This is a genomic window from Paracoccus caeni (assembly GCF_016629665.1).
Classification (GTDB): domain Bacteria; phylum Pseudomonadota; class Alphaproteobacteria; order Rhodobacterales; family Rhodobacteraceae; genus Paracoccus; species Paracoccus caeni.
Map to the genome: position 1 here is coordinate 998,279 of NZ_JAEPRQ010000001.1, position 17,633 is coordinate 1,015,911.

15 protein-coding genes are annotated in these 17,633 nt (G+C 63.8%); all 15 read left to right on the forward strand.

Translation table 11 applies throughout. From position 1 onward, the window contains the following. Positions 1 to 16: 16 nt before the first annotated feature. The 15 genes from JJJ17_RS04740 to JJJ17_RS04810 all read left to right on the forward strand — a co-directional run bounded on the left by JJJ17_RS04740 (position 17) and on the right by JJJ17_RS04810 (position 17,628). Positions 17 to 1,255: an NRAMP family divalent metal transporter gene (locus tag JJJ17_RS04740; RefSeq protein ID WP_200684137.1), complete on the forward strand. Its 1,239-nt coding sequence runs from the start codon at positions 17 to 19 to the stop codon at positions 1,253 to 1,255. Between the two features lie 55 nt (positions 1,256 to 1,310). After that, positions 1,311 to 2,081: a LamB/YcsF family protein gene (locus tag JJJ17_RS04745; protein ID WP_200684139.1), complete on the forward strand. Its 771-nt coding sequence runs from the start codon at positions 1,311 to 1,313 to the stop codon at positions 2,079 to 2,081. Then, positions 2,081 to 2,866 (forward strand): putative hydro-lyase, encoded by a 786-nt coding sequence (locus JJJ17_RS04750; RefSeq protein ID WP_200684141.1) that lies wholly within the window; start codon positions 2,081 to 2,083, stop codon positions 2,864 to 2,866. Before JJJ17_RS04745 ends, JJJ17_RS04750 begins: the two co-directional genes overlap by 1 nt. A gap of 2 nt (positions 2,867 to 2,868) precedes the next feature. Next, positions 2,869 to 4,440, forward strand: a complete 1,572-nt coding sequence (locus tag JJJ17_RS04755; protein ID WP_200684143.1) for a 5-oxoprolinase subunit B/C family protein — start codon at positions 2,869 to 2,871, stop codon at positions 4,438 to 4,440. Continuing rightward, on the forward strand, positions 4,437 to 6,203 hold the full coding sequence (locus tag JJJ17_RS04760) for an acetyl/propionyl/methylcrotonyl-CoA carboxylase subunit alpha (RefSeq protein ID WP_234463865.1): 1,767 nt from the start codon (positions 4,437 to 4,439) through the stop codon (positions 6,201 to 6,203). Before JJJ17_RS04755 ends, JJJ17_RS04760 begins: the two co-directional genes overlap by 4 nt. A gap of 106 nt (positions 6,204 to 6,309) precedes the next feature. Beyond that, positions 6,310 to 7,509, forward strand: coding sequence for an AGE family epimerase/isomerase (locus JJJ17_RS04765; RefSeq protein WP_200684144.1), 1,200 nt, complete (start codon positions 6,310 to 6,312; stop codon positions 7,507 to 7,509). A 96-nt stretch (positions 7,510 to 7,605) separates the two neighbouring features. Next, positions 7,606 to 8,607, forward strand: a complete 1,002-nt coding sequence (locus JJJ17_RS04770) for a Gfo/Idh/MocA family protein (RefSeq protein ID WP_200684145.1) — start codon at positions 7,606 to 7,608, stop codon at positions 8,605 to 8,607. A 1-nt stretch (position 8,608) separates the two neighbouring features. Next, positions 8,609 to 10,180 carry an acyl CoA:acetate/3-ketoacid CoA transferase gene (locus JJJ17_RS04775; protein ID WP_200684146.1) on the forward strand — a complete coding sequence of 524 codons (1,572 nt, stop codon included), beginning with the start codon at positions 8,609 to 8,611 and terminating at the stop codon, positions 10,178 to 10,180. Continuing rightward, complete coding sequence (locus JJJ17_RS04780) at positions 10,177 to 10,944, forward strand: enoyl-CoA hydratase/isomerase family protein (protein ID WP_200684147.1); 768 nt, start codon at positions 10,177 to 10,179, stop codon at positions 10,942 to 10,944. The genes JJJ17_RS04775 and JJJ17_RS04780 overlap by 4 nt, the downstream gene beginning before the upstream one ends. 183 nt (positions 10,945 to 11,127) lie before the next feature. Beyond that, entirely contained in the window at positions 11,128 to 12,387 is a 1,260-nt protein-coding gene (locus JJJ17_RS04785) for an ABC transporter substrate-binding protein (protein WP_200684148.1), read from the forward strand. 130 nt (positions 12,388 to 12,517) lie between these two features. Further along, positions 12,518 to 13,381 carry a carbohydrate ABC transporter permease gene (locus tag JJJ17_RS04790; protein WP_234463866.1) on the forward strand — a complete coding sequence of 288 codons (864 nt, stop codon included), beginning with the start codon at positions 12,518 to 12,520 and terminating at the stop codon, positions 13,379 to 13,381. Then, positions 13,381 to 14,262 carry a carbohydrate ABC transporter permease gene (locus JJJ17_RS04795; RefSeq protein ID WP_200684150.1) on the forward strand — a complete coding sequence of 294 codons (882 nt, stop codon included), beginning with the start codon at positions 13,381 to 13,383 and terminating at the stop codon, positions 14,260 to 14,262. Before JJJ17_RS04790 ends, JJJ17_RS04795 begins: the two co-directional genes overlap by 1 nt. A gap of 5 nt (positions 14,263 to 14,267) precedes the next feature. Next, positions 14,268 to 15,392, forward strand: a complete 1,125-nt coding sequence (locus tag JJJ17_RS04800; RefSeq protein ID WP_200684151.1) for an ABC transporter ATP-binding protein — start codon at positions 14,268 to 14,270, stop codon at positions 15,390 to 15,392. Beyond that, positions 15,392 to 16,867, forward strand: coding sequence for a GMC oxidoreductase (locus JJJ17_RS04805; RefSeq protein WP_200684153.1), 1,476 nt, complete (start codon positions 15,392 to 15,394; stop codon positions 16,865 to 16,867). Before JJJ17_RS04800 ends, JJJ17_RS04805 begins: the two co-directional genes overlap by 1 nt. Further along, positions 16,864 to 17,628, forward strand: a complete 765-nt coding sequence (locus JJJ17_RS04810; RefSeq protein WP_200684154.1) for a 3-ketoacyl-ACP reductase — start codon at positions 16,864 to 16,866, stop codon at positions 17,626 to 17,628. The genes JJJ17_RS04805 and JJJ17_RS04810 overlap by 4 nt, the downstream gene beginning before the upstream one ends. Positions 17,629 to 17,633 lie beyond the last annotated feature (5 nt).

Sequence of the window (17,633 nt, forward strand, 5' to 3'; positions counted from 1 at the left end):
AACGGGAACCTAGACGATGAGCGAACCAGCACCGACCAGTCCCTCGGCCGCCTCTGCCACCATGCGTGGCGGCTTCATGGCGGCGATCTTCCTGATGGCGACATCGGCCATCGGGCCGGGCTTCATCACCCAGACTGCGACCTTCACCGCCCAGCTTGGCGCGGCCTTTGCCTTTGCGATCCTGGCCTCGATTGTCATCGACTTCGTGGTGCAGTTGAACATCTGGCGGATCACGGCGCTGACCGGCAAGCGCGCCTCGGACACGGCGAATGCGGCGATCCCGGGATCGGGCTATCTGCTGACGGTGCTGGTGGTGATCGGCGGGCTTGCCTTTAACATGGGCAACATCGCCGGGGCCGGGCTTGGTATGAACGCGATGTTCGGGCTGGACCCGAAGATTGGCGGCGCGATCTCGGCCTTTCTGGCGATCGGGGTGTTTCTGGCCAAGCGGGCCGGGATGCTGCTTGACCGGCTGATGATCATTCTGGGGCTGATGATGATCGGGATGACGCTGGCCGTCGCGGTGATCTCGAACCCGCCGGTGGGCGAGGCGCTGCGCCAGACGGTCTTCCCCGATGTGATCGATTTCGCCACCATCACCACCATCGTCGGCGGCACGGTCGGCGGTTACATCACCTATGCGGGCGCGCACCGGATGCTGGATAAGGGTCTGGCAGGGCCGCATAATCTTGCCGCCGTCTCGCGCGCCTCGCTGACCGGGATTGCGGTCACCGGCGTCATGCGCTTCGTGCTGTTTCTGGCGATCCTTGGCGTCGTAGCCTCGGGCGTGACGCTGGATCTGTCGGGGCAGGCGGCGAACCCCGCCGGGCAGGCCTTTGCGGCGGCGCTTGGCGGTTTCGGGATGCGGCTGTTCGGGCTGATCTTCTGGGCGGCGGCGATCACCTCGGTCATCGGGGCGGCCTATACGTCGGTCAGCTTCCTCACCGTTTTCCGCGACATGGATGAGAAGGGCCGCAATTATTGCACCGTCGCTTTCATCTCGGTCTCGCTGGCGATCTATCTGATGATCGGCACCACGCCTGCCGCGCTTCTGGTGTTTGTGGGCGGTTTCAACGGGCTGATCCTGCCGATCGGTCTGACCATCTTCACCTATGTCGGCTTCGCGCGGTCCGACTTGATGGGCGGGCATCATTACAACCGCCCGCTGCTCTATCTTGGTGCGCTGGTCTGCCTGCTGACCTGGTATATGGGCTTCAGCTCCATCGGGCCGATCTTCGCCTTCCTGTCCATGTAAGCCATAATCGCGGCGGCCCTTTGCGGTCGCCGCGATCCAGCGAGGAGGAACCAAGATGACCGCTACCATCGATTTGAACAGCGATCTGGGCGAGGGCTATGGCGCCTGGAAAATGGGCGACGATGCCGCGATGCTGGAGATCGTCAGCTCGGCCAACGTCGCCTGCGGGTTTCATGCGGGCGATCCGCTGACCATCCGCGCAACCGTGGATCAGGCTGCTGCACGGGGCGTGGCCGTGGGTGCGCATGTGTCCTATCCCGACCGCGTTGGCTTTGGCCGCCGTCCGATGGACGTGACCTCGGCGGAACTGACGGCAGATGTGATCTACCAGATCGGCGCATTGCAGGGCATCGCCAAAGCGGCCGGCACGCGCGTAACCTATGTCAAACCGCATGGCGCGCTTTATAACACCATCGCCAATGATGCCCGGCAGGCCGATGCCGTGATCGCGGCGATCCGCGAGATCGATCCCTCGCTGGTCCTGATGGGACTTGCCGGAACGCCGGTGCTGACCCGCGCCCGTGAGGCCGGTCTGCGCGTCGTGGCCGAGGCTTTTGGCGACCGCGCCTATACGCCCGACGGCCAGCTTGTCTCGCGCCGCGAGAAGGGGGCGGTTCTGCACGACCCGGAACTGGTCGCCGCCCGCATGGTGCGGCTGGCGCGCGAGGGGGTGCTGGAAGCCATCGACGGATCGACCCTGACGCTTCAGGCGGACAGCATCTGCGTGCATGGCGACAGCGACGGTGCCATTGCCATGGCCCGGCGTATCCGTGAGGAACTGGTGACGGCGGGCGTCCTGATCGCGCCATTCGCGGGGGTGGCGTGATGCGTCCCGATCCGGATACCGCCCGCAAGGCCCGGCTTGATTGCCGCGCAGGAATGATCGCGCCGACCGCCGGACTGGCGCCGGGCTTTACGCAGGTCAATATGATCTCGCTGCCGAAGGACTGGGCATGGGACTTTCTGCTGTTTGGTCAGCGGAACCCGAAACCCTGCCCGGTTCTGGATGTGACTGATCCCGGCAGCCACCGGACCACGCTGGCCCCCGAGGCCGATCTGCGCAAAGACCTGCCGCTTTACCGCGTCTGGCGCGATGGTGTGCTGGCCGATGAATTGCCGGACGCGACCGAGGTTTGGGCCGAACATGCCGATCTGGTGACGTTCCTGATTGGCTGCTCGTTCACCTTTGAAACCCCGCTGCAACAGGCCGGGATCGAGATGCGCCATATCGCGCAGGGCAGCAATGTCCCGATGTATCTGACCGACCGCCCCTGCCGCGAGGCCGGGCGGCTGCATGGACAGATGGTCGTCTCGATGCGCCCGATCCCTGCGGCGCGCGTGGCCGAGGCGGCGATGATCTCGGGCCGGTTTCCTGCGGTTCATGGCGCGCCCGTCCATATCGGTGCGCCCGAGGGCTTGGGCATCGCGGATCTCTCGAAACCCGATTTCGGCGATCCGGTCCAGGTCCGCGATGGTGAGGTGCCGGTCTTCTGGGCCTGCGGCGTGACCCCTCAGGCAGCGGTGATGGCGTCGAAGCCGCCATTTGCGATCACCCACGCGCCGGGTCATATGTTCATCACCGACGTTCCCGACAGCGAGTGGCAGGTGTGACGATGCGATTTCTTCCCGTTGGTCCACGGACCCTGTTGGTCGAGCTTGCCGATCTGAACGAAACGCTGGCTCTGTTCGACGCGCTTCTGGCCGATCCGATCGAGGGCGTCGCCGAAATCATCCCCGCCGCCCGCACGCTGATGGTGCGGACCGCGCCGGGCTTTGCCGCCGATGCTGCGCTGGCCGGGGCGATCCTTGCCAGAAAACCCGCACCCGGCACCGAGCGCGAGGAAGGCCCGATTGAGACGGTCGAGATCCCCGTCACCTATGATGGCGAGGATTTGCAGGATGTCGCGGGCTTCATGGGCCTGTCGGTGGCCGAGGTTATCGCCGCGCATCAGGAAACGACTTGGCAGGTGGCCTTCTGCGGCTTCGCGCCCGGCTTTGCCTACATGACCTGCGATGATCCGCGCTTTGATATGCCGCGCAGACCCGCGCCCCGGACCCGGATTCCGGCAGGCTCGGTCGCCTTGGCGGCGCGGTTCTGTGGCATCTATCCGCAGGATACGCCGGGGGGCTGGCAATTGATCGGCACGACCAAGGTGCCGATGTGGGATTTGTCCCGCGATCCGCCCGCGCTGCTGCGCCCCGGCGTGCGGGCGCGCTTTGTCGAGGGGGCGGCCGAGGTTCACCCCTCTGCTGCGATCACCGAGCCGCCGAAAACTGCGGCACTGACGATCCTCTCGACCGCCTTCCCGGTGGTGTTTCAGGATGAGGGGCGACCCGGTCAGGGCGGGCAGGGGGTTTCGGCCTCGGGCGCGCTGGACATGGGCGCACTGCACCTTGCGAACCGGCAGGTTGGCAATCCCGCCGATGCCCCGGCGCTGGAACTGACCCTTGGGCCGGTTCGCCTGCGCGCGGATCGCAGCGTGACCCTGGCCCTGACCGGGGCCGCCGACCGGGCCGAGATCATCGCGGGCGGCGCCAAGCTGCCGGTCCCGCAAGGCGCCTTTGCGCTGGATAAAGGCGACGAATTGCTGATCCATCCGCCATCGCGGGGAATGCGCAGCTATCTAGCGCTGCGGGGCGGCTATGACGTGGCGCCGGTGCTTGGCTCTGCCTCGACCGACACGCTGGCCTTTGTCGGGCCGGATGCGTTGAAGGAAGGGGCGGTGCTTGGGCAGGCGGATGGCAAAACATTCGCCGCCGCGATGCCCGAAGATCAGGCCGATCTGCCACAGGCGGGCGAGGTGATTGAACTGCCGGTAACGCTTGGCCCCCGGGCCGACTGGTTCACGCCCGCGATGATCCGCCATTTCCTGACGCAGGAATGGCTGGTGACGCCGCAATCCTCTCGTGTCGGCATCCGCCTTGAAGGCGCGCAGCCGATGACGCGCGAGGATGCCAATGAGCTACCCTCGGAAGGGACCGAGACCGGCGCGATCCAGCTCCCCCATTCCGGTCAGCCGGTGCTGTTTCTGGCCGACCATCCGCTGACCGGCGGCTATCCGGTCATCGCGACGCTGATGCCGAAGGCGCTGGACCTTGCCGGTCAGATCCCGCCCGGCGCGCGTATCCGTTTCACCGCCGACCAAGATTTTGCCCCCATCGACCCCAGTGAGGCCCAGCCATGACCCTGTTCGCCCAAGGCCCCGACCTGCAACCGCTGAACCGCCTGCTGATCGCCAATCGCGGCGAGATCGCCGTCCGGGTGATCCGCGCCTGTCGCGACGAGGGGATCGAAAGCATCGCCATCTATGCCGACAGCGACCGCGATGCCCCCTTCGTGGCAATGGCCGACCACGCCTATGCGCTGGACGGCGAAAAGCCCGCCGACACCTATCTGAACGCCGACAAGATCATCGCCATTGCCAAAAAGGCTGGCGCGGATGCGGTCCATCCCGGCTATGGCTTTCTGTCGGAACGCGCCGATTTCGCCGCGGCTGTGCAACAGGCCGGTCTGATCTGGATCGGTCCCGATCCCAAGGTGATCGAGGCGCTTGGCGACAAGATCGAAGCCCGCCGTATCGCCGAGGCTGTCGGTGCGCCGCTGGTCGCGGGCACGCCCGGCCCGGTCGCCAATGGCGACGAGGCTTTGGCCTTCGCGAAAGAGCACGGGTTGCCCATCGCGATCAAGGCGGCCTTTGGCGGCGGCGGACGCGGCATGAAGGTGGCGTGGCGGCTGGAAGAGGTTGAAGAGCTGTTCGATTCCGCCACCCGTGAGGCGCTGACCGCCTTCGGTCGCGGCGAATGCTTTATCGAGCAGTTTCTGGACCGTCCGCGCCATGTCGAGGCGCAGGTGCTGGCCGACAAACATGGCAACGTAAAGGTCATCGGCACCCGCGATTGTTCGCTGCAACGCCGTAACCAGAAGCTGGTGGAAGAGGCGCCCGCGCCCTTCCTGACCGACGATCAACGCGCCCGCATCCACGATTCGGCCCGCGAGATTTGCGCCCATGCCGGTTACAGCGGCGCGGGGACGGTTGAATATCTGCTGTCGGCGAACGGGACGATCTCGTTCCTTGAGGTCAATACCCGCCTTCAGGTCGAGCATCCGGTGACCGAGGAAACCACCGGCATCGATCTGGTGCGCGGCATGATCCGCGTAGCGCGCGGTGCGAAGCTGGCCGATGAAAACGTGCCCGAACCGCGCGGCCATTCGATCGAGTTCCGCATCAATGCCGAAGACCCCGCGCGGGGCTTTCTGCCGACGCCGGGACCGATCAACGTCTTCGATGCACCGTCCGGGCCGGGGGTGCGGCTGGATAGCGGTGTGGTTGCAGGCTCGAACGTCTCTGGCAGTTTCGATTCGATGATGGCGAAGCTGATCGTGACCGGCGCGACACGGGCCGAGGCTTTGCAACGCGCCGCCCGCGCCTTGGCAGAGTTCCGCATCGAAGGCGTGGCGACTGTGCTGCCCTTTGACCGCGCGGTTCTGGCCGAGGCCGATTTCCGTGCCGATGACGGCGATTTCCGCGTCCATACCCGCTGGATCGAAACCGACTTCGCCGACCGTCTGGCCGAGGCAGTCGCCCCACATGATCGCGTCACGCCTGCTTCTGCGCCGAACCTTTTGCGCGTCGCCATCGAGATCGACGGCAAGCGGCATCAGCTTGGTTTGCCCGCGAATATGCTGGCCGCCGCGCCCCAAGCCGGAGCTGCTGATAGCCAGACGGAAGCGGTGGATGAGACCGCGATCACCGCTCCGGTTCCGGGCACGCTGACCGTCTGGCAGGTCGAGGACGGGGCCGAGGTGCAGCCGGGCGATGTCGTGGCCGTCATGGAGGCGATGAAGATGGAAACCCGGGTCGAGGCGCATCGGGCAGGCCGGCTGAAACGCGAGGTTGATGCGGGTGCCACATTGCCCTTCGGCGCCGTGCTGGGCCGTATCGAGTGAATGGATCTCTGCCCGAAAGTCAGGCTATGGATCGGATATTCGGTATTGACCCGCGCTGAATTGGCGTCCCTTATGCGGCGGCGTTAGCGCTAAATAGGGGGGTGCTATGCTGTCGCGGCAGTGGGGAACCAAAGAACATCGTGACTGGCTGATCGAGGATGCCGGTCAGCAATTCGCATTCTATCGCGGCTCTTTGAACCCCGATGGCGGCTTCGACTATCTTGACGACGATGGCCGACCGCTGCCCGATCAGGTGCATGAACTTCACGCCACAGGCCGGATGGTCCATTCCTTCGCGCTTGGACATGCGGCCGGGCTGGTCGGCGATACGGTGATGATCGATCACGGGCTGGACGCATTGTGGAACCGTCACCGTGACGCGGAACATGGCGGCTATGTTTGGTCCTTCGGTGCTGATGGTCAGGTCGCGGATGGCAGCAAGCTGGCCTATGGCCATGCTTTCGTTTTGCTGGCGGCGGCGGGCGCGAAGGTGCTGGGCCACCCCGATGCCGACCGGTTGCTTGACGATATCACCGAGGTGATTGACCGCCGCTATTGGGACGCCCCGACCGGGCGCATGCGCGAGGAATATGCCCGCGACTGGTCCGAGATTTCCGACTATCGCGGCATGAACGCCAATATGCACAGCACCGAGGCGTTTCTTGCCGCCTTCGAGGCGACGGGTGAGCGGCTGTTTCTGGACCGCGCTCTTGGCCTGATCCGCTTTTTCGTGGGTGAAATGGGTGCCGCGAATGGCTGGCGGCTGCCCGAGCATTTCGACCTGAACTGGCAGCCCGACCCCGATTACGAGGGCAATCCGATGTTCCGCCCCGCAGGCACGACGCCGGGCCACGCTTTCGAATGGGCGCGGCTGGCGGTGCAGGCATGGGATCTGGACGGTCGCCGGGACGGCGATCTGCTGGATTGGGCGAAAAGCCTTTATCATCAGGCGCGGGCCGATGGCTGGAAGCCCGATGACGGGGGCAGCGTCGTCTATACCGTCGATCAGCAGGGGCGGGTGCTGCGCGACAACCGCTACTGGTGGCCGGTGACCGAAGCAATCGGCACCGCCGCCGTGCTGATCAAGACCGGCGAGGATTTGGCGGGTGATTACAAAGGCTATTGGGACAGCGCCTGCGCCCATTTCGTCGATGAGGATCGTGGCGGCTGGTATCCCGATCAGCATCGCGACGGTGTCCAATTCTCGGGCAAGCCCGACATCTATCACTCGATTCAAGCGGTGCTGTTCCCGCTGGTGCCGGAAATATCCGGCCTGACCCGCGCTTTGGAGAAGGTGCGGGGGTAACCGCAACGACGATTTCGGCGATGAAAATGTTTGACTCGTCGAAATGGAACGATCTAAAAGATATTTGGAACGATACAAATCGAGGGGAGAACGCTTATGCGTTGGGGATTGATCGGGGCCAGCAATATTGCATCGGCGCATATGATCGGGGCGTTTCGCAGCTTTGAGGGCGATGAGGTCGTATCGGTGCTAAGCGGCGATGCTGACCGGGCGCGCGCCTTTGCCGACAAGAACGGCATTGCTGCGGCGCATACCGATCTGGATGAGATGCTGGCCGATCCTGCGGTCGATGCGGTCTATATCTCGACCACCAACGAAAAGCATTTCCCGCAGGCCATGGCGGCCATCGCGGCGGGCAAGCATGTGCTGTGTGAAAAGCCGCTGGCAATGAATGTGGCCGACGCGGTGACCATGGTGCGGGCCGCGAAAGAGGCGGGGTTGGTCTTTGCCACCAACCACCATCTGCGCAACGCAGGCAGTCATCTGGCGATCCGCGATCTGATCCGTGCGGGGCGGATTGGTCGGGTGCAAAGCCTGCGGGTGTTCCACGCGGTCTTTCTGCCGCCGCATCTTCAGGGATGGCGGATCGACAATCCGGCGGCGGGCGGCGGCGTGATTGCCGATATCGTCGTCCATGACGCCGACACCGTGCGCTTTCACCTTGACGAAAACCCGGCAGAGGTGGTCGCCATGACCGCCGAGACCGGACTGGGCAAGGGGGTCGAGGATAATGTGATGTCGGTCTGGTCGATGCCTTCGGGCGTGCAGGTCTTTGCGCATGAAAGTTTCACCCACAGGCTGTCGGGCACCGGGATCGAGATCCACGGAACCGAAGGCGCGATCTTTGCAAAGGGCGTGATGACACAGCGCCCGGTGGGCGATATCGAGCTGCGCACCGATGCCGGAAGCGAAGCGATCAGCTTCCCCGACCATAATCTTTATATCCGGGGCGTCGGCCTGTTCCGCGACGCGGTCGCGGGCAGGGGGGCACCTGCCGCTGACGGCGTTGACGGCATCTGCTCGCTCGCGGTCGCCAATGCGGTGGCCGAGGCAGCCCAAACCGGGCGGCGCGTCGCTGTGGATTACGGGGGGATCTGAGATGTCGAAGATCGTCTCTGCCGCCGATGCCGTGGCCCGCATTGCCGATGGGGCGGTGGTCACGGTGTCCTCGTCCTCGGCCCTTGGCTGTCCCGATGCGGTGTTGCAGGCTTTGGGCCAGCGTTTCGCGGGCGAGGGGCATCCGCGCGATCTGACCATGCTGCATCCGATTGCGGCGGGCGACATGTATGGCGTCAAGGGGATCGAGCATCTGGCGCAGGACGGTCTGCTGGCACGGGTGATTGCGGGCTCCTATCCGTCGGGGCCGTCCTCTCTGCCGATGCCCGAGATCTGGCGGATGGTGGTCGAGAACCGCATCGCCGCCTATAACGTGCCCTCGGGGATCATGTTCGACATGACCCGCGACGTGGCGGCGCGCCGTCCCGGTGTGCTGACGCAGGTTGGTCTGGATACCTTCGTCGATCCGATCCGGCAGGGCTGCGCCATGAACGACCGCGCCGCCGCCGAGCCGATCGTGTTCCGGCAGGAATTTGGCGGCCAGACCTGGCTGCACTTCCCCAATATCGTGCCGCAGGTGGCGATCATCCGGGCGACCACCGCCGATGAACATGGCAATCTGACCTATGAACATGAGGGCGCCTATCTGGGAGGGCTGGATCAGGCCATTGCCACCCGCAACCATCGCGGGCTGGTCATCGCGCAGGTGAAACGGGTGACGGCGGCGGGCTCGCTCCGGCCGCATGATGTGCATGTGCCGGGGCATCTGGTCGATCTGATCGTCATCGCCCCCGATCAGAAGCAGACCACCGAAACCGATTATGACCCCGCCATCAGCGGCGAGGTGATGCGGCCGTGGGACAGTTTCGCCCCTGCCGAATACGGGGTCGAGAAGATCATCGCCCGTCGCGCCGCGATGGAGTTGCGGCGGGGGCAGACCGCCAATCTGGGCTTTGGCATCTCGGCCATGGTGCCGCGCATTCTGCTGGAGGCGGGCCATCCCCGCGCGGTCACATGGGCTATCGAGCAGGGGGCAGTTGGCGGCATGCCCCTGACCGGCTTTGCCTTCGGTTGCGCTTCGAATGCGGATGCGTTCGTCCCTTCGCCGAACCAGTTCAGCTATTTTCAGGGCGGCGGCTTCGATCTGTCGTTCCTGTCCTTCCTCGAAGTCGATGTCGCGGGGAACGTGAATGTCTCGAAGCTTGGCAAGAAGCCTTATCTGACCGCGGGTTGCGGCGGTTTTGTCGATATTACCGCGAATGCCCGCAAGCTGGTCTTTTCCGGCTTTTTCGAGGCGGGTGCGCAGCTTGACCTGTCCGAAGACGGCCTTCGCGTCACCACGCCGGGCAAGTTCGCCAAGATGGTGCAAGAGGTCGAGCACGTCACCTTCTCGGGGCGCCGGGCTATCGAGACGGGGCAGGAGGTGCTGTATGTGACCGAACGCTGCGTGATGCGGCTGACCGCTGACGGGCTGGTCGCGGTCGAGATCATGCCGGGGATCGACGCGCAACGGGATGTCGTCGCGGCGTCCGAGGGGCGGGTGAGCGTTGCGGAGAATGCGGCGTGGACCTCTCGCGCGTTGCTGGCGAAACACCCGCTGGATCTGCCGCTATGAGCGCGGTTCACCTAAGCCAGGCGGACGGCATCGCCACCCTGCAACTGGACAACCCGGCCAAGCTGAATGCCTTCACCCCGTCGATGCTGGACGATCTGGCCCGGCATCTTGAGGTGATCGATGCCGATCCCCGGATCGTTGCGGTCAAGCTGACCTCGGTCGGGGATCGTGCCTTTTGCGCGGGCGCCGATATCGCCGCATGGTCCGGCTATGCCCCGGATGAATTCGCGCGGATCTGGGTCAGGACCGGGCATCGCGTCTTTGACCGGCTGGCGCGGCTGTCGAAACCGACCATCGCGGTTTTGCAGGCGCATGCCTTTGGCGGCGGGCTGGAGTTGGCAGCGGCCTGCGATATCCGGGTGATCGCGCCGCAGGCGACGATTGCCTTGCCCGAGACCCATATCGGCATTGTTCCGGGCTGGTCCGGGACGCAACGATTGTCGCGACTTTTGCCCGAACCTGCCCTTAGGGAAATGGCGCTCTTCGGCAGAAGGATCGATGCGGCGCGCGCATTTTCGTTTGGTTTTGTCGCGGAAGTCGCGGATGATGCTGATGGTTCCGCTAACGGAATCGCGGACAAATTGAAGGAAACATCGCCCCGTGCCACGGAAATCGCCAAGTATATGATCAACGCTGCGGTCAATGAGGATGCTGCCGCAATGATCGAAGCACTTGGCAGCGGCATGATCGCCGCCAGCGCTGACCGGGCCGAGGGCGTTGCCTCTTTCACCCAGAAACGCAAACCAAAGTTCGACGGACGATAACAATGGCGGGCAAGGTGGCGACAGCCGGATTGATCGCGGTCACCCGACCCGAAATCGAGGTTGCCGAAAGCCCACGGATTAGGAAAGGTTAACAAACGTCCGACCGCGCTTTCAGCGGGGGGAGAGGATGCCGGGCGACGCAAGAAGATGCCCGGACAGCACGCAAAAATAAGGGAGGACCATATGCGTGTCTATAAAGAGATGAAGGCGAGTGTCGCGGTTGCGGCACTGGTTTTGACGGCGGCAACCGCCAATGCGCAGGAGGTGGAGGTCCTGCATTGGTGGACCGCCGGCGGCGAGGCCAGCGCGCTGAACGTGCTGAAGGAAAACCTGCAAGCTCAGGGAATCACCTGGCGCGACATGCCGGTGGCCGGTGGCGGCGGTGAGGCTGCGATGACCGCGCTTCGTGCTCGCGTGACCGCTGGCGATGCGCCGACCGCCGTGCAGATGCTGGGCTTCGATATTCTCGACTGGGCCGAGCAGGGCGAAGTGCTGGCCGACCTGAACGAGGTCGCCGAGGCCGAGAACTGGGATGAGGTCATCCCCGAGGCGCTTCAGCGCTTCTCGAAACCCGACGGCAAGTGGATCGCCGCGCCGGTGAACGTCCACTCGACCAACTGGGTCTGGGCGAACAAGTCGGTTCTGGACGAGCTTGGCATCGAACAGCCGGGCACATGGGACGAATTCATCGCCGCGCTTCAGAAGGTGCAGGATTCGGGCAAGGTCGCGCTGGCCCATGGCGGTCAGCCTTGGCAGGAAGCGACGATCTTCGACAGCGCCGTTCTGGCGACAGGCGGGGCCGAGTTCTATCAGAAATCGATGATCGATCTGGACCCGGAAGCGCTTGGCGGCGAAGAGATGGTTCAGGTCTTCGACAAGATGGCGCAACTGCGCGGGTTCGTGGATGACAACTTCTCGGGCCGGGACTGGAACCTTGCCTCGGCGATGGTCATCAACAACGAAGCCGCCTTCCAGATCATGGGCGACTGGGCCAAGGGTGAATTCCTGAACGCAGGCAAGGTGCCGGGTCAGGACTTCCTGTGCTTCCGCGTGCCGGGGACCGAGGGCAATGTGACTTTCAACGCCGACCAGTTCGTGATGTTCGCCCAGACCGACGAGGGCAAGCAGGCCGCGCAGAAGACCATGGCCAGCGCCATTGAATCGCCCGAATTCCAGATCGCCTTCAACAAGGTGAAGGGCTCGGTTCCCGCGCGGACCGATGTGTCGGGGGATGAGCTGGACGATTGCGGCAAGCTGGGCATGCAGCAACTGGCCGAAGCGGCAGAAGCTGGCACTCTGCTGGGTTCGATGGGCCACGGCCATGCCAACCCGGCTGCGGTGAAAAACGCAATGTATGATGTCATCACCGCGCATTTCAACGGCGAATATGACAGCGCCACCGCCGCCGAGGAACTGGTGAACGCGGTCGAGGCTGCGCAGTAAGTCTGACTGACCGAAACGACCGGCTCCGGGCGCGTCCCGGTGCCGGTTTCCCGGGGGGAGCCGGGATCGAACCAGATTGACGGAGGGGTTAATGGCTGTCGGGCAAACCCGGACAGAAAGAGATTGGCGTATGCGACTGCAGGACTGGCTGCCAAAGCTGGTGCTGTCACCGTCGGTCGCGATGACGCTGCTTTTCGTCTATGGCTTCATCATCTTCACCATCTATCTGTCCTTCACCGGCAGCAAGATGCTGCCCAGCTATGACTGGGTCGGTTTCGACAATTACCGGCGCCTGTTCGGCCTCTCTGCATGGACCACGGCGCTGATCAACCTTGCGATCTTCGCCAGCCTTTACGTCACCATCTGCATCGCCATCGGTCTGTCGCTGGCGATCTTCCTTGACCAGAAGATCCGGGGCGAGGGGATGTTGCGCCCGATCTATCTTTACCCGATGGCTTTGTCCTTCATCGTCACCGGGACGGCATGGAAATGGCTGCTGGACCCCGGCATCGGCATTGAACACACCATGCATCTGTGGGGGTGGGAGACGTTCCGCTTTGACTGGATCAAGAACCGCGACTACGCCATTTACACGCTGGTTCTGGCGGCGGTCTGGCAAAGCTCTGGCTTCGTGATGGCGATGTTTCTGGCGGGCCTGCGAGGCATCGACAACGAAATCCTGAAGGCGGCGCAGATTGACGGTGCCTCGAACTGGAACCTTTATCGCCGCATCGTCATCCCGCTGTTGCGCCCGGCATTTCTGTCGGCCTTCGTGATCCTCGCCCATCTGGCGATCAAGTCTTATGACCTTGTGATCGCATTGACGGGCGGCGGGCCGGGCAGGGCGACCGAATTACCCGCGACCTTCATGTATTCCTATACCTTCACCCGAAACCAGATGGCGGTCGGCGCGTCGTCGGCGGTGATCATGCTGATGGGGATCGCGGCGATCATGGTGCCTTACATCTACGCCGAATTGAAGGAGAAGAACTGATGTCGGTCGCCACGCAGGACAGCGCGGTCAGAACCGGCCGCATCACCCGAACCTTCATCTATGTCTTTCTGATCTTCTTCGCGCTGTTCTATCTGCTGCCGTTCTTCGTGATGGTGATCAACAGCCTGAAACCGCTGGGCGAGATCACCGGCGGCAATATGATGGCGCTGCCGCAGGACTGGACCATTCAGCCCTGGCTGTCGGCATGGTCCACCGCCCAGATCGGGGTCGAGGCGACGGGGCTGAAGCCCTATTTCATCAACTCGATCCTGATGGTGGTGCCCGCGGTTGCGATCTCGACCATGCTGGGGGCGCTGAACGGCTATATCCTGACCAAATGGACCTTTCCGGGCCATAAGATCCTGTTCGGGCTGATGCTGTTTTCCTGCTTCATCCCGTTCCAGATCGTGCTGATCCCGATGGCGCGGGTGCTGGGCGAACTTGGCCTGTCGGGCAGCACCACCGGGCTGATCCTTGTCCATGTCGTCTATGGCGTCGGCTTTTCGACGCTCTATTTCCGCAACTACTATGCCGCCTTCCCGACCGAGCTGGTCAGGGCGGCGATGATGGACGGCGCGGGCTTTTTCCGCATCTTCTGGCGGATCATGCTGCCGGTATCCGGGCCGATCGCGGTCGTCTGCATCATCTGGCAATTCACCAATATCTGGAACGACTTCCTGTTCGGGGCATCCTTTGCCGGGCTGAACGCCATGCCGATCACGGTGGCGCTGAACAATCTCGTGCAATCCTCGACCGGGGTTAAGGAATACAACGTCCACTTCGCAGGCGCGATCCTTGCCGCGCTTCCAACGCTTCTCGTCTATATCGTCGCGGGCCGCTATTTCGTGCGCGGTCTGATGGCGGGCTCTGTCAAAGGGTAGTGCTCATGGGCTTTCTTGATATCAACAATGCCGTCAAAGCCTATGGCGCGGTCGAGGTGCTGCATCAGGTGGACATCTCGGTCGAAGAGGGCGAGTTTCTGGTGCTGGTCGGCCCGTCGGGCTGCGGCAAATCCACGCTTCTGAATATGATCGCCGGGCTGGAAAGCGTCACCAAAGGCACGATTTCGATCAAGGACCGGGTGATCAATGACGTTCACCCCTCGAAACGCAACATCGCCATGGTGTTTCAAAGCTACGCGCTTTACCCGAACATGACCGTCGGTCAGAACATCACCTTCGGCCTTGAAATGCACGGCACGCCCAAGCCCGAGCGTCAGGCGAAACTGGCCGATGTGGCGAAGCTCTTGCAGATCGATCATCTGCTGGACCGCAAGCCGGGGCAGCTTTCGGGCGGGCAGCGTCAGCGGGTGGCGATGGGCCGGGCGCTGGTCCGCGATCCCGACGTGTTCCTGTTCGACGAACCCTTGTCGAACCTTGACGCGAAACTGCGCGTGGACATGCGGACCGAGATCAAGAAGCTGCATCAGCGGCTGAAACGCACCATCGTCTATGTGACCCATGACCAGATCGAGGCGATGACCCTGTCCACCCGGATCGCGGTGATGAACAAGGGCTATATACAGCAGCTTGGCACGCCGAAGGAGATCTACGACACGCCTGCGAACCTGTTCGTGGCCAGCTTCATGGGCAGCCCGTCGATGAACCTGATCCCGGCGGTTCTGGTGGCCGATGGCGATCAGATCGCGGCGCGGATCACCGGCTTTGACGGTCAGCCGCTGCTGCTGCGCCTGTCGCAGAACGATCAGACCATCCGCAACTATCTGGACGCGCAGGTGATCCTTGGCATCCGCCCCGAGGCGCTGACCGACGCCGATGGCGCCGACCGCAATGCCCGAAACCTGCAAGTGATCCGCAATCAGGTGACGGTGACCGAACCGGCGGGGTCGGATACCTTCGTAACCACGGTGCTGGGCGGCAAGGACTGCGTGGCCCGGATGCGGGCGGATGCCGATGTGCATCCCGGCCAGCCGTTTGATTTCACAGTGAATATGGACAAGGCGGTGATCTTCGACCCGAAGACAGAGGACCGCATCGCAGGACGACACTAATGGACGCAGATATCGTCATCATCGGCTCCGGCATCGGCGGCGCCTCGGCTGCCGCTGCGCTGGCACCATCGGGGCGGCGGATTCTGATCCTTGAACGGGGCGGGCATCTGCCTGATACCGCCCATGCCCGCGATCCTGTGGCGATCTTCCGCGATGGGCATTATCGCCCGAAAGAGACATGGTTGGACGGATCGGGCAGCGCCTTCAATCCCGGCAATTATTACTATGTCGGCGGTAATTCCAAATTCTACGGCGCGGTCATGCTGCGCTACCGGGCCGAGGATTTTCGCCCCTTGCGCCATCTGGGCGGCACAACACCCGGCTGGCCAATCGCCTACGAGGATCTGGAACCCTGGTATGGCCGGGTAGAGCAGCTTTATCAGGTGCGCGGCGCTTTGGGCGATGACCCGACCGAGCCCGCACATTCCAGCCCCTATCCACACCCCCCGGTGCCCGACGAGCCACCCATTGCCGACCTGCGGTCGCGGCTGCGGCGGATCGGGCTGAACCCCAGCAGCCTGCCGCTGGCCGTCGATCTGGATCTGTGGCTGAAACGCGCGGCGACGCCGTGGGACGCCTTTCCGAACGCGTCCGGCGGCAAGCTGGATGCCGAGACCGGGGCATTGGCCGACGCCCTGCGCCATCCGAACGTGACCCTGAGGACGGGAACATTCGTGCGCGGGCTTGAGGCCGGGCCGGATGGCCGTATCGCCGCGGTTCTGGTCGATGGTGCTGAAGGTCCGCAGCGGCTGACCGCGCCTGTGGTGATCCTGGCGGCGGGTGCGGTCAACAGCGCGGCGCTGCTGCTGCGGTCGGGGCTTGCCAACAGCTCGGATCAGGTCGGGCGCAACTTTATGAACCACAATTCCTCAGCGGTGCTGGCGATCAGCCCGTGGCGGGTGAATGGCTCGATCTATCAAAAGACGCTGCAATTGAACGATTTCTACCTGACCGGCGGGCCGGACGGCACGCCCTTGGGCAATGTGCAACTGCTGGGCAGAATCTCTGCCCCCATTCTGGCGGCGGGGGGCAATTTGCCGATGCCGCTGGCCCGGCTGATCGCCCGCAATGCCATCGACCTTTACGCCATGTCCGAGGATCTGCCCTCACCCGACAGTCGGGTGACGTTAAGCGGCGATCAGATCGTGCTGGACTGGAAACGCTCGAACTGGGAGGCGCATCAGGCGCTGGTCGCCAGACTTCGGCGCGAATTGCGCCGTGCGGGCTTTCCGATCGTTCTGGCAAAGGCCTTCGACCGCCGCACACCCTCGCATCAATGCGGCACGGCGCGGATGGGGCGCGATCCGGCGACCAGCGTGGTCGATACATTCGGGCGCAGCCATGACCATCCGAACCTGTTCATCACCGATGCCAGCGTCCTGCCGACCTCGGCCGCGGTCAATCCCGCCTTGACCATCGCCGCCCTTGCCTTGCGCAGCGGCCACCACATCCTAGAGACCGAGACCGCAGCATGACCACTGGTCCCCTTGCCCTGATCACCGGAGGCCAGCAAGGCATCGGCCTTGGCATCGCCGAAGCCCTGTCTCGTGCAGGTTTCCGCGTCGTTCTGGTCTCTGATCTGCCCCCCGACGCGCCACCTGCACGCGCCGCGCTGCACCGGCTTGGCGACCGGGCCAGCTATTTCCGGCACGACATTGCCGATACCGCCGCGATCCCCGGCCTGCTGGACCGGATCGTCGCGGCGCATGGCGGGATCGACTGCCTGATCTCGAATGCCGGGGTGCCTGCGCGGGTGCGTGGCGATCTGCTGGACATGCTGCCCGAGAATTTCGACTGGACCATGTCGGTCAACCTGCGCGGCACCTTCTTTCTTGCGCAAGAGGTCGCGCGCCGGATGATCGCCGATCCGGGCGAGGCCTATCGGTCGCTGATCTTCGTGACCTCGATCTCGGCCAGCATGGTTTCGACCGAGCGGGGCGAATACTGCATGTCGAAGGCCGGGGCGGCGATGATGGCGCAGCTTTTCGCGGCGCGGCTGGCAGGCGACGGGATCGGGGTTTTTGATCTGCGCCCCGGCATCATCCGCAGCGGCATGACCGAAAAGGTGGCCGAGAAATACGACCGCATGATCGGCGATGGGCTGGTGCCTGCCGGTCGTTGGGGAAAGCCCGCCGATCTGGGCCGGATCGTGGTGCCACTGGCATTGGGGCTTCTGGATTTCGCCAATGGCGCGGTCATTCCGGCGGATGGCGGACTGTCCATCCCACGGCTTTAGGGACG

Bases quoted from the DNA above. Each gene is read 5' to 3' on its own strand.
- JJJ17_RS04760 (WP_234463865.1), top strand. From the start codon at position 4,437: ATGACCCTGTTCGCCCAAGGCCCCGACCTGCAACCGCTGAACCGCCTG.
- JJJ17_RS04765 (WP_200684144.1), top strand. From the start codon at position 6,310: ATGCTGTCGCGGCAGTGGGGAACCAAAGAACATCGTGACTGGCTGATC.
- JJJ17_RS04795 (WP_200684150.1), top strand. From the start codon at position 13,381: ATGTCGGTCGCCACGCAGGACAGCGCGGTCAGAACCGGCCGCATCACC.
- JJJ17_RS04780 (WP_200684147.1), top strand. From the start codon at position 10,177: ATGAGCGCGGTTCACCTAAGCCAGGCGGACGGCATCGCCACCCTGCAA.
- JJJ17_RS04785 (WP_200684148.1), top strand. From the start codon at position 11,128: ATGCGTGTCTATAAAGAGATGAAGGCGAGTGTCGCGGTTGCGGCACTG.
- JJJ17_RS04750 (WP_200684141.1), top strand. From the start codon at position 2,081: ATGCGTCCCGATCCGGATACCGCCCGCAAGGCCCGGCTTGATTGCCGC.
- JJJ17_RS04810 (WP_200684154.1), top strand. From the start codon at position 16,864: ATGACCACTGGTCCCCTTGCCCTGATCACCGGAGGCCAGCAAGGCATC.
- JJJ17_RS04755 (WP_200684143.1), top strand. From the start codon at position 2,869: ATGCGATTTCTTCCCGTTGGTCCACGGACCCTGTTGGTCGAGCTTGCC.
- JJJ17_RS04740 (WP_200684137.1), top strand. From the start codon at position 17: ATGAGCGAACCAGCACCGACCAGTCCCTCGGCCGCCTCTGCCACCATG.
- JJJ17_RS04790 (WP_234463866.1), top strand. From the start codon at position 12,518: ATGCGACTGCAGGACTGGCTGCCAAAGCTGGTGCTGTCACCGTCGGTC.
- JJJ17_RS04775 (WP_200684146.1), top strand. From the start codon at position 8,609: ATGTCGAAGATCGTCTCTGCCGCCGATGCCGTGGCCCGCATTGCCGAT.
- JJJ17_RS04805 (WP_200684153.1), top strand. From the start codon at position 15,392: ATGGACGCAGATATCGTCATCATCGGCTCCGGCATCGGCGGCGCCTCG.
- JJJ17_RS04745 (WP_200684139.1), top strand. From the start codon at position 1,311: ATGACCGCTACCATCGATTTGAACAGCGATCTGGGCGAGGGCTATGGC.
- JJJ17_RS04800 (WP_200684151.1), top strand. From the start codon at position 14,268: ATGGGCTTTCTTGATATCAACAATGCCGTCAAAGCCTATGGCGCGGTC.
- JJJ17_RS04770 (WP_200684145.1), top strand. From the start codon at position 7,606: ATGCGTTGGGGATTGATCGGGGCCAGCAATATTGCATCGGCGCATATG.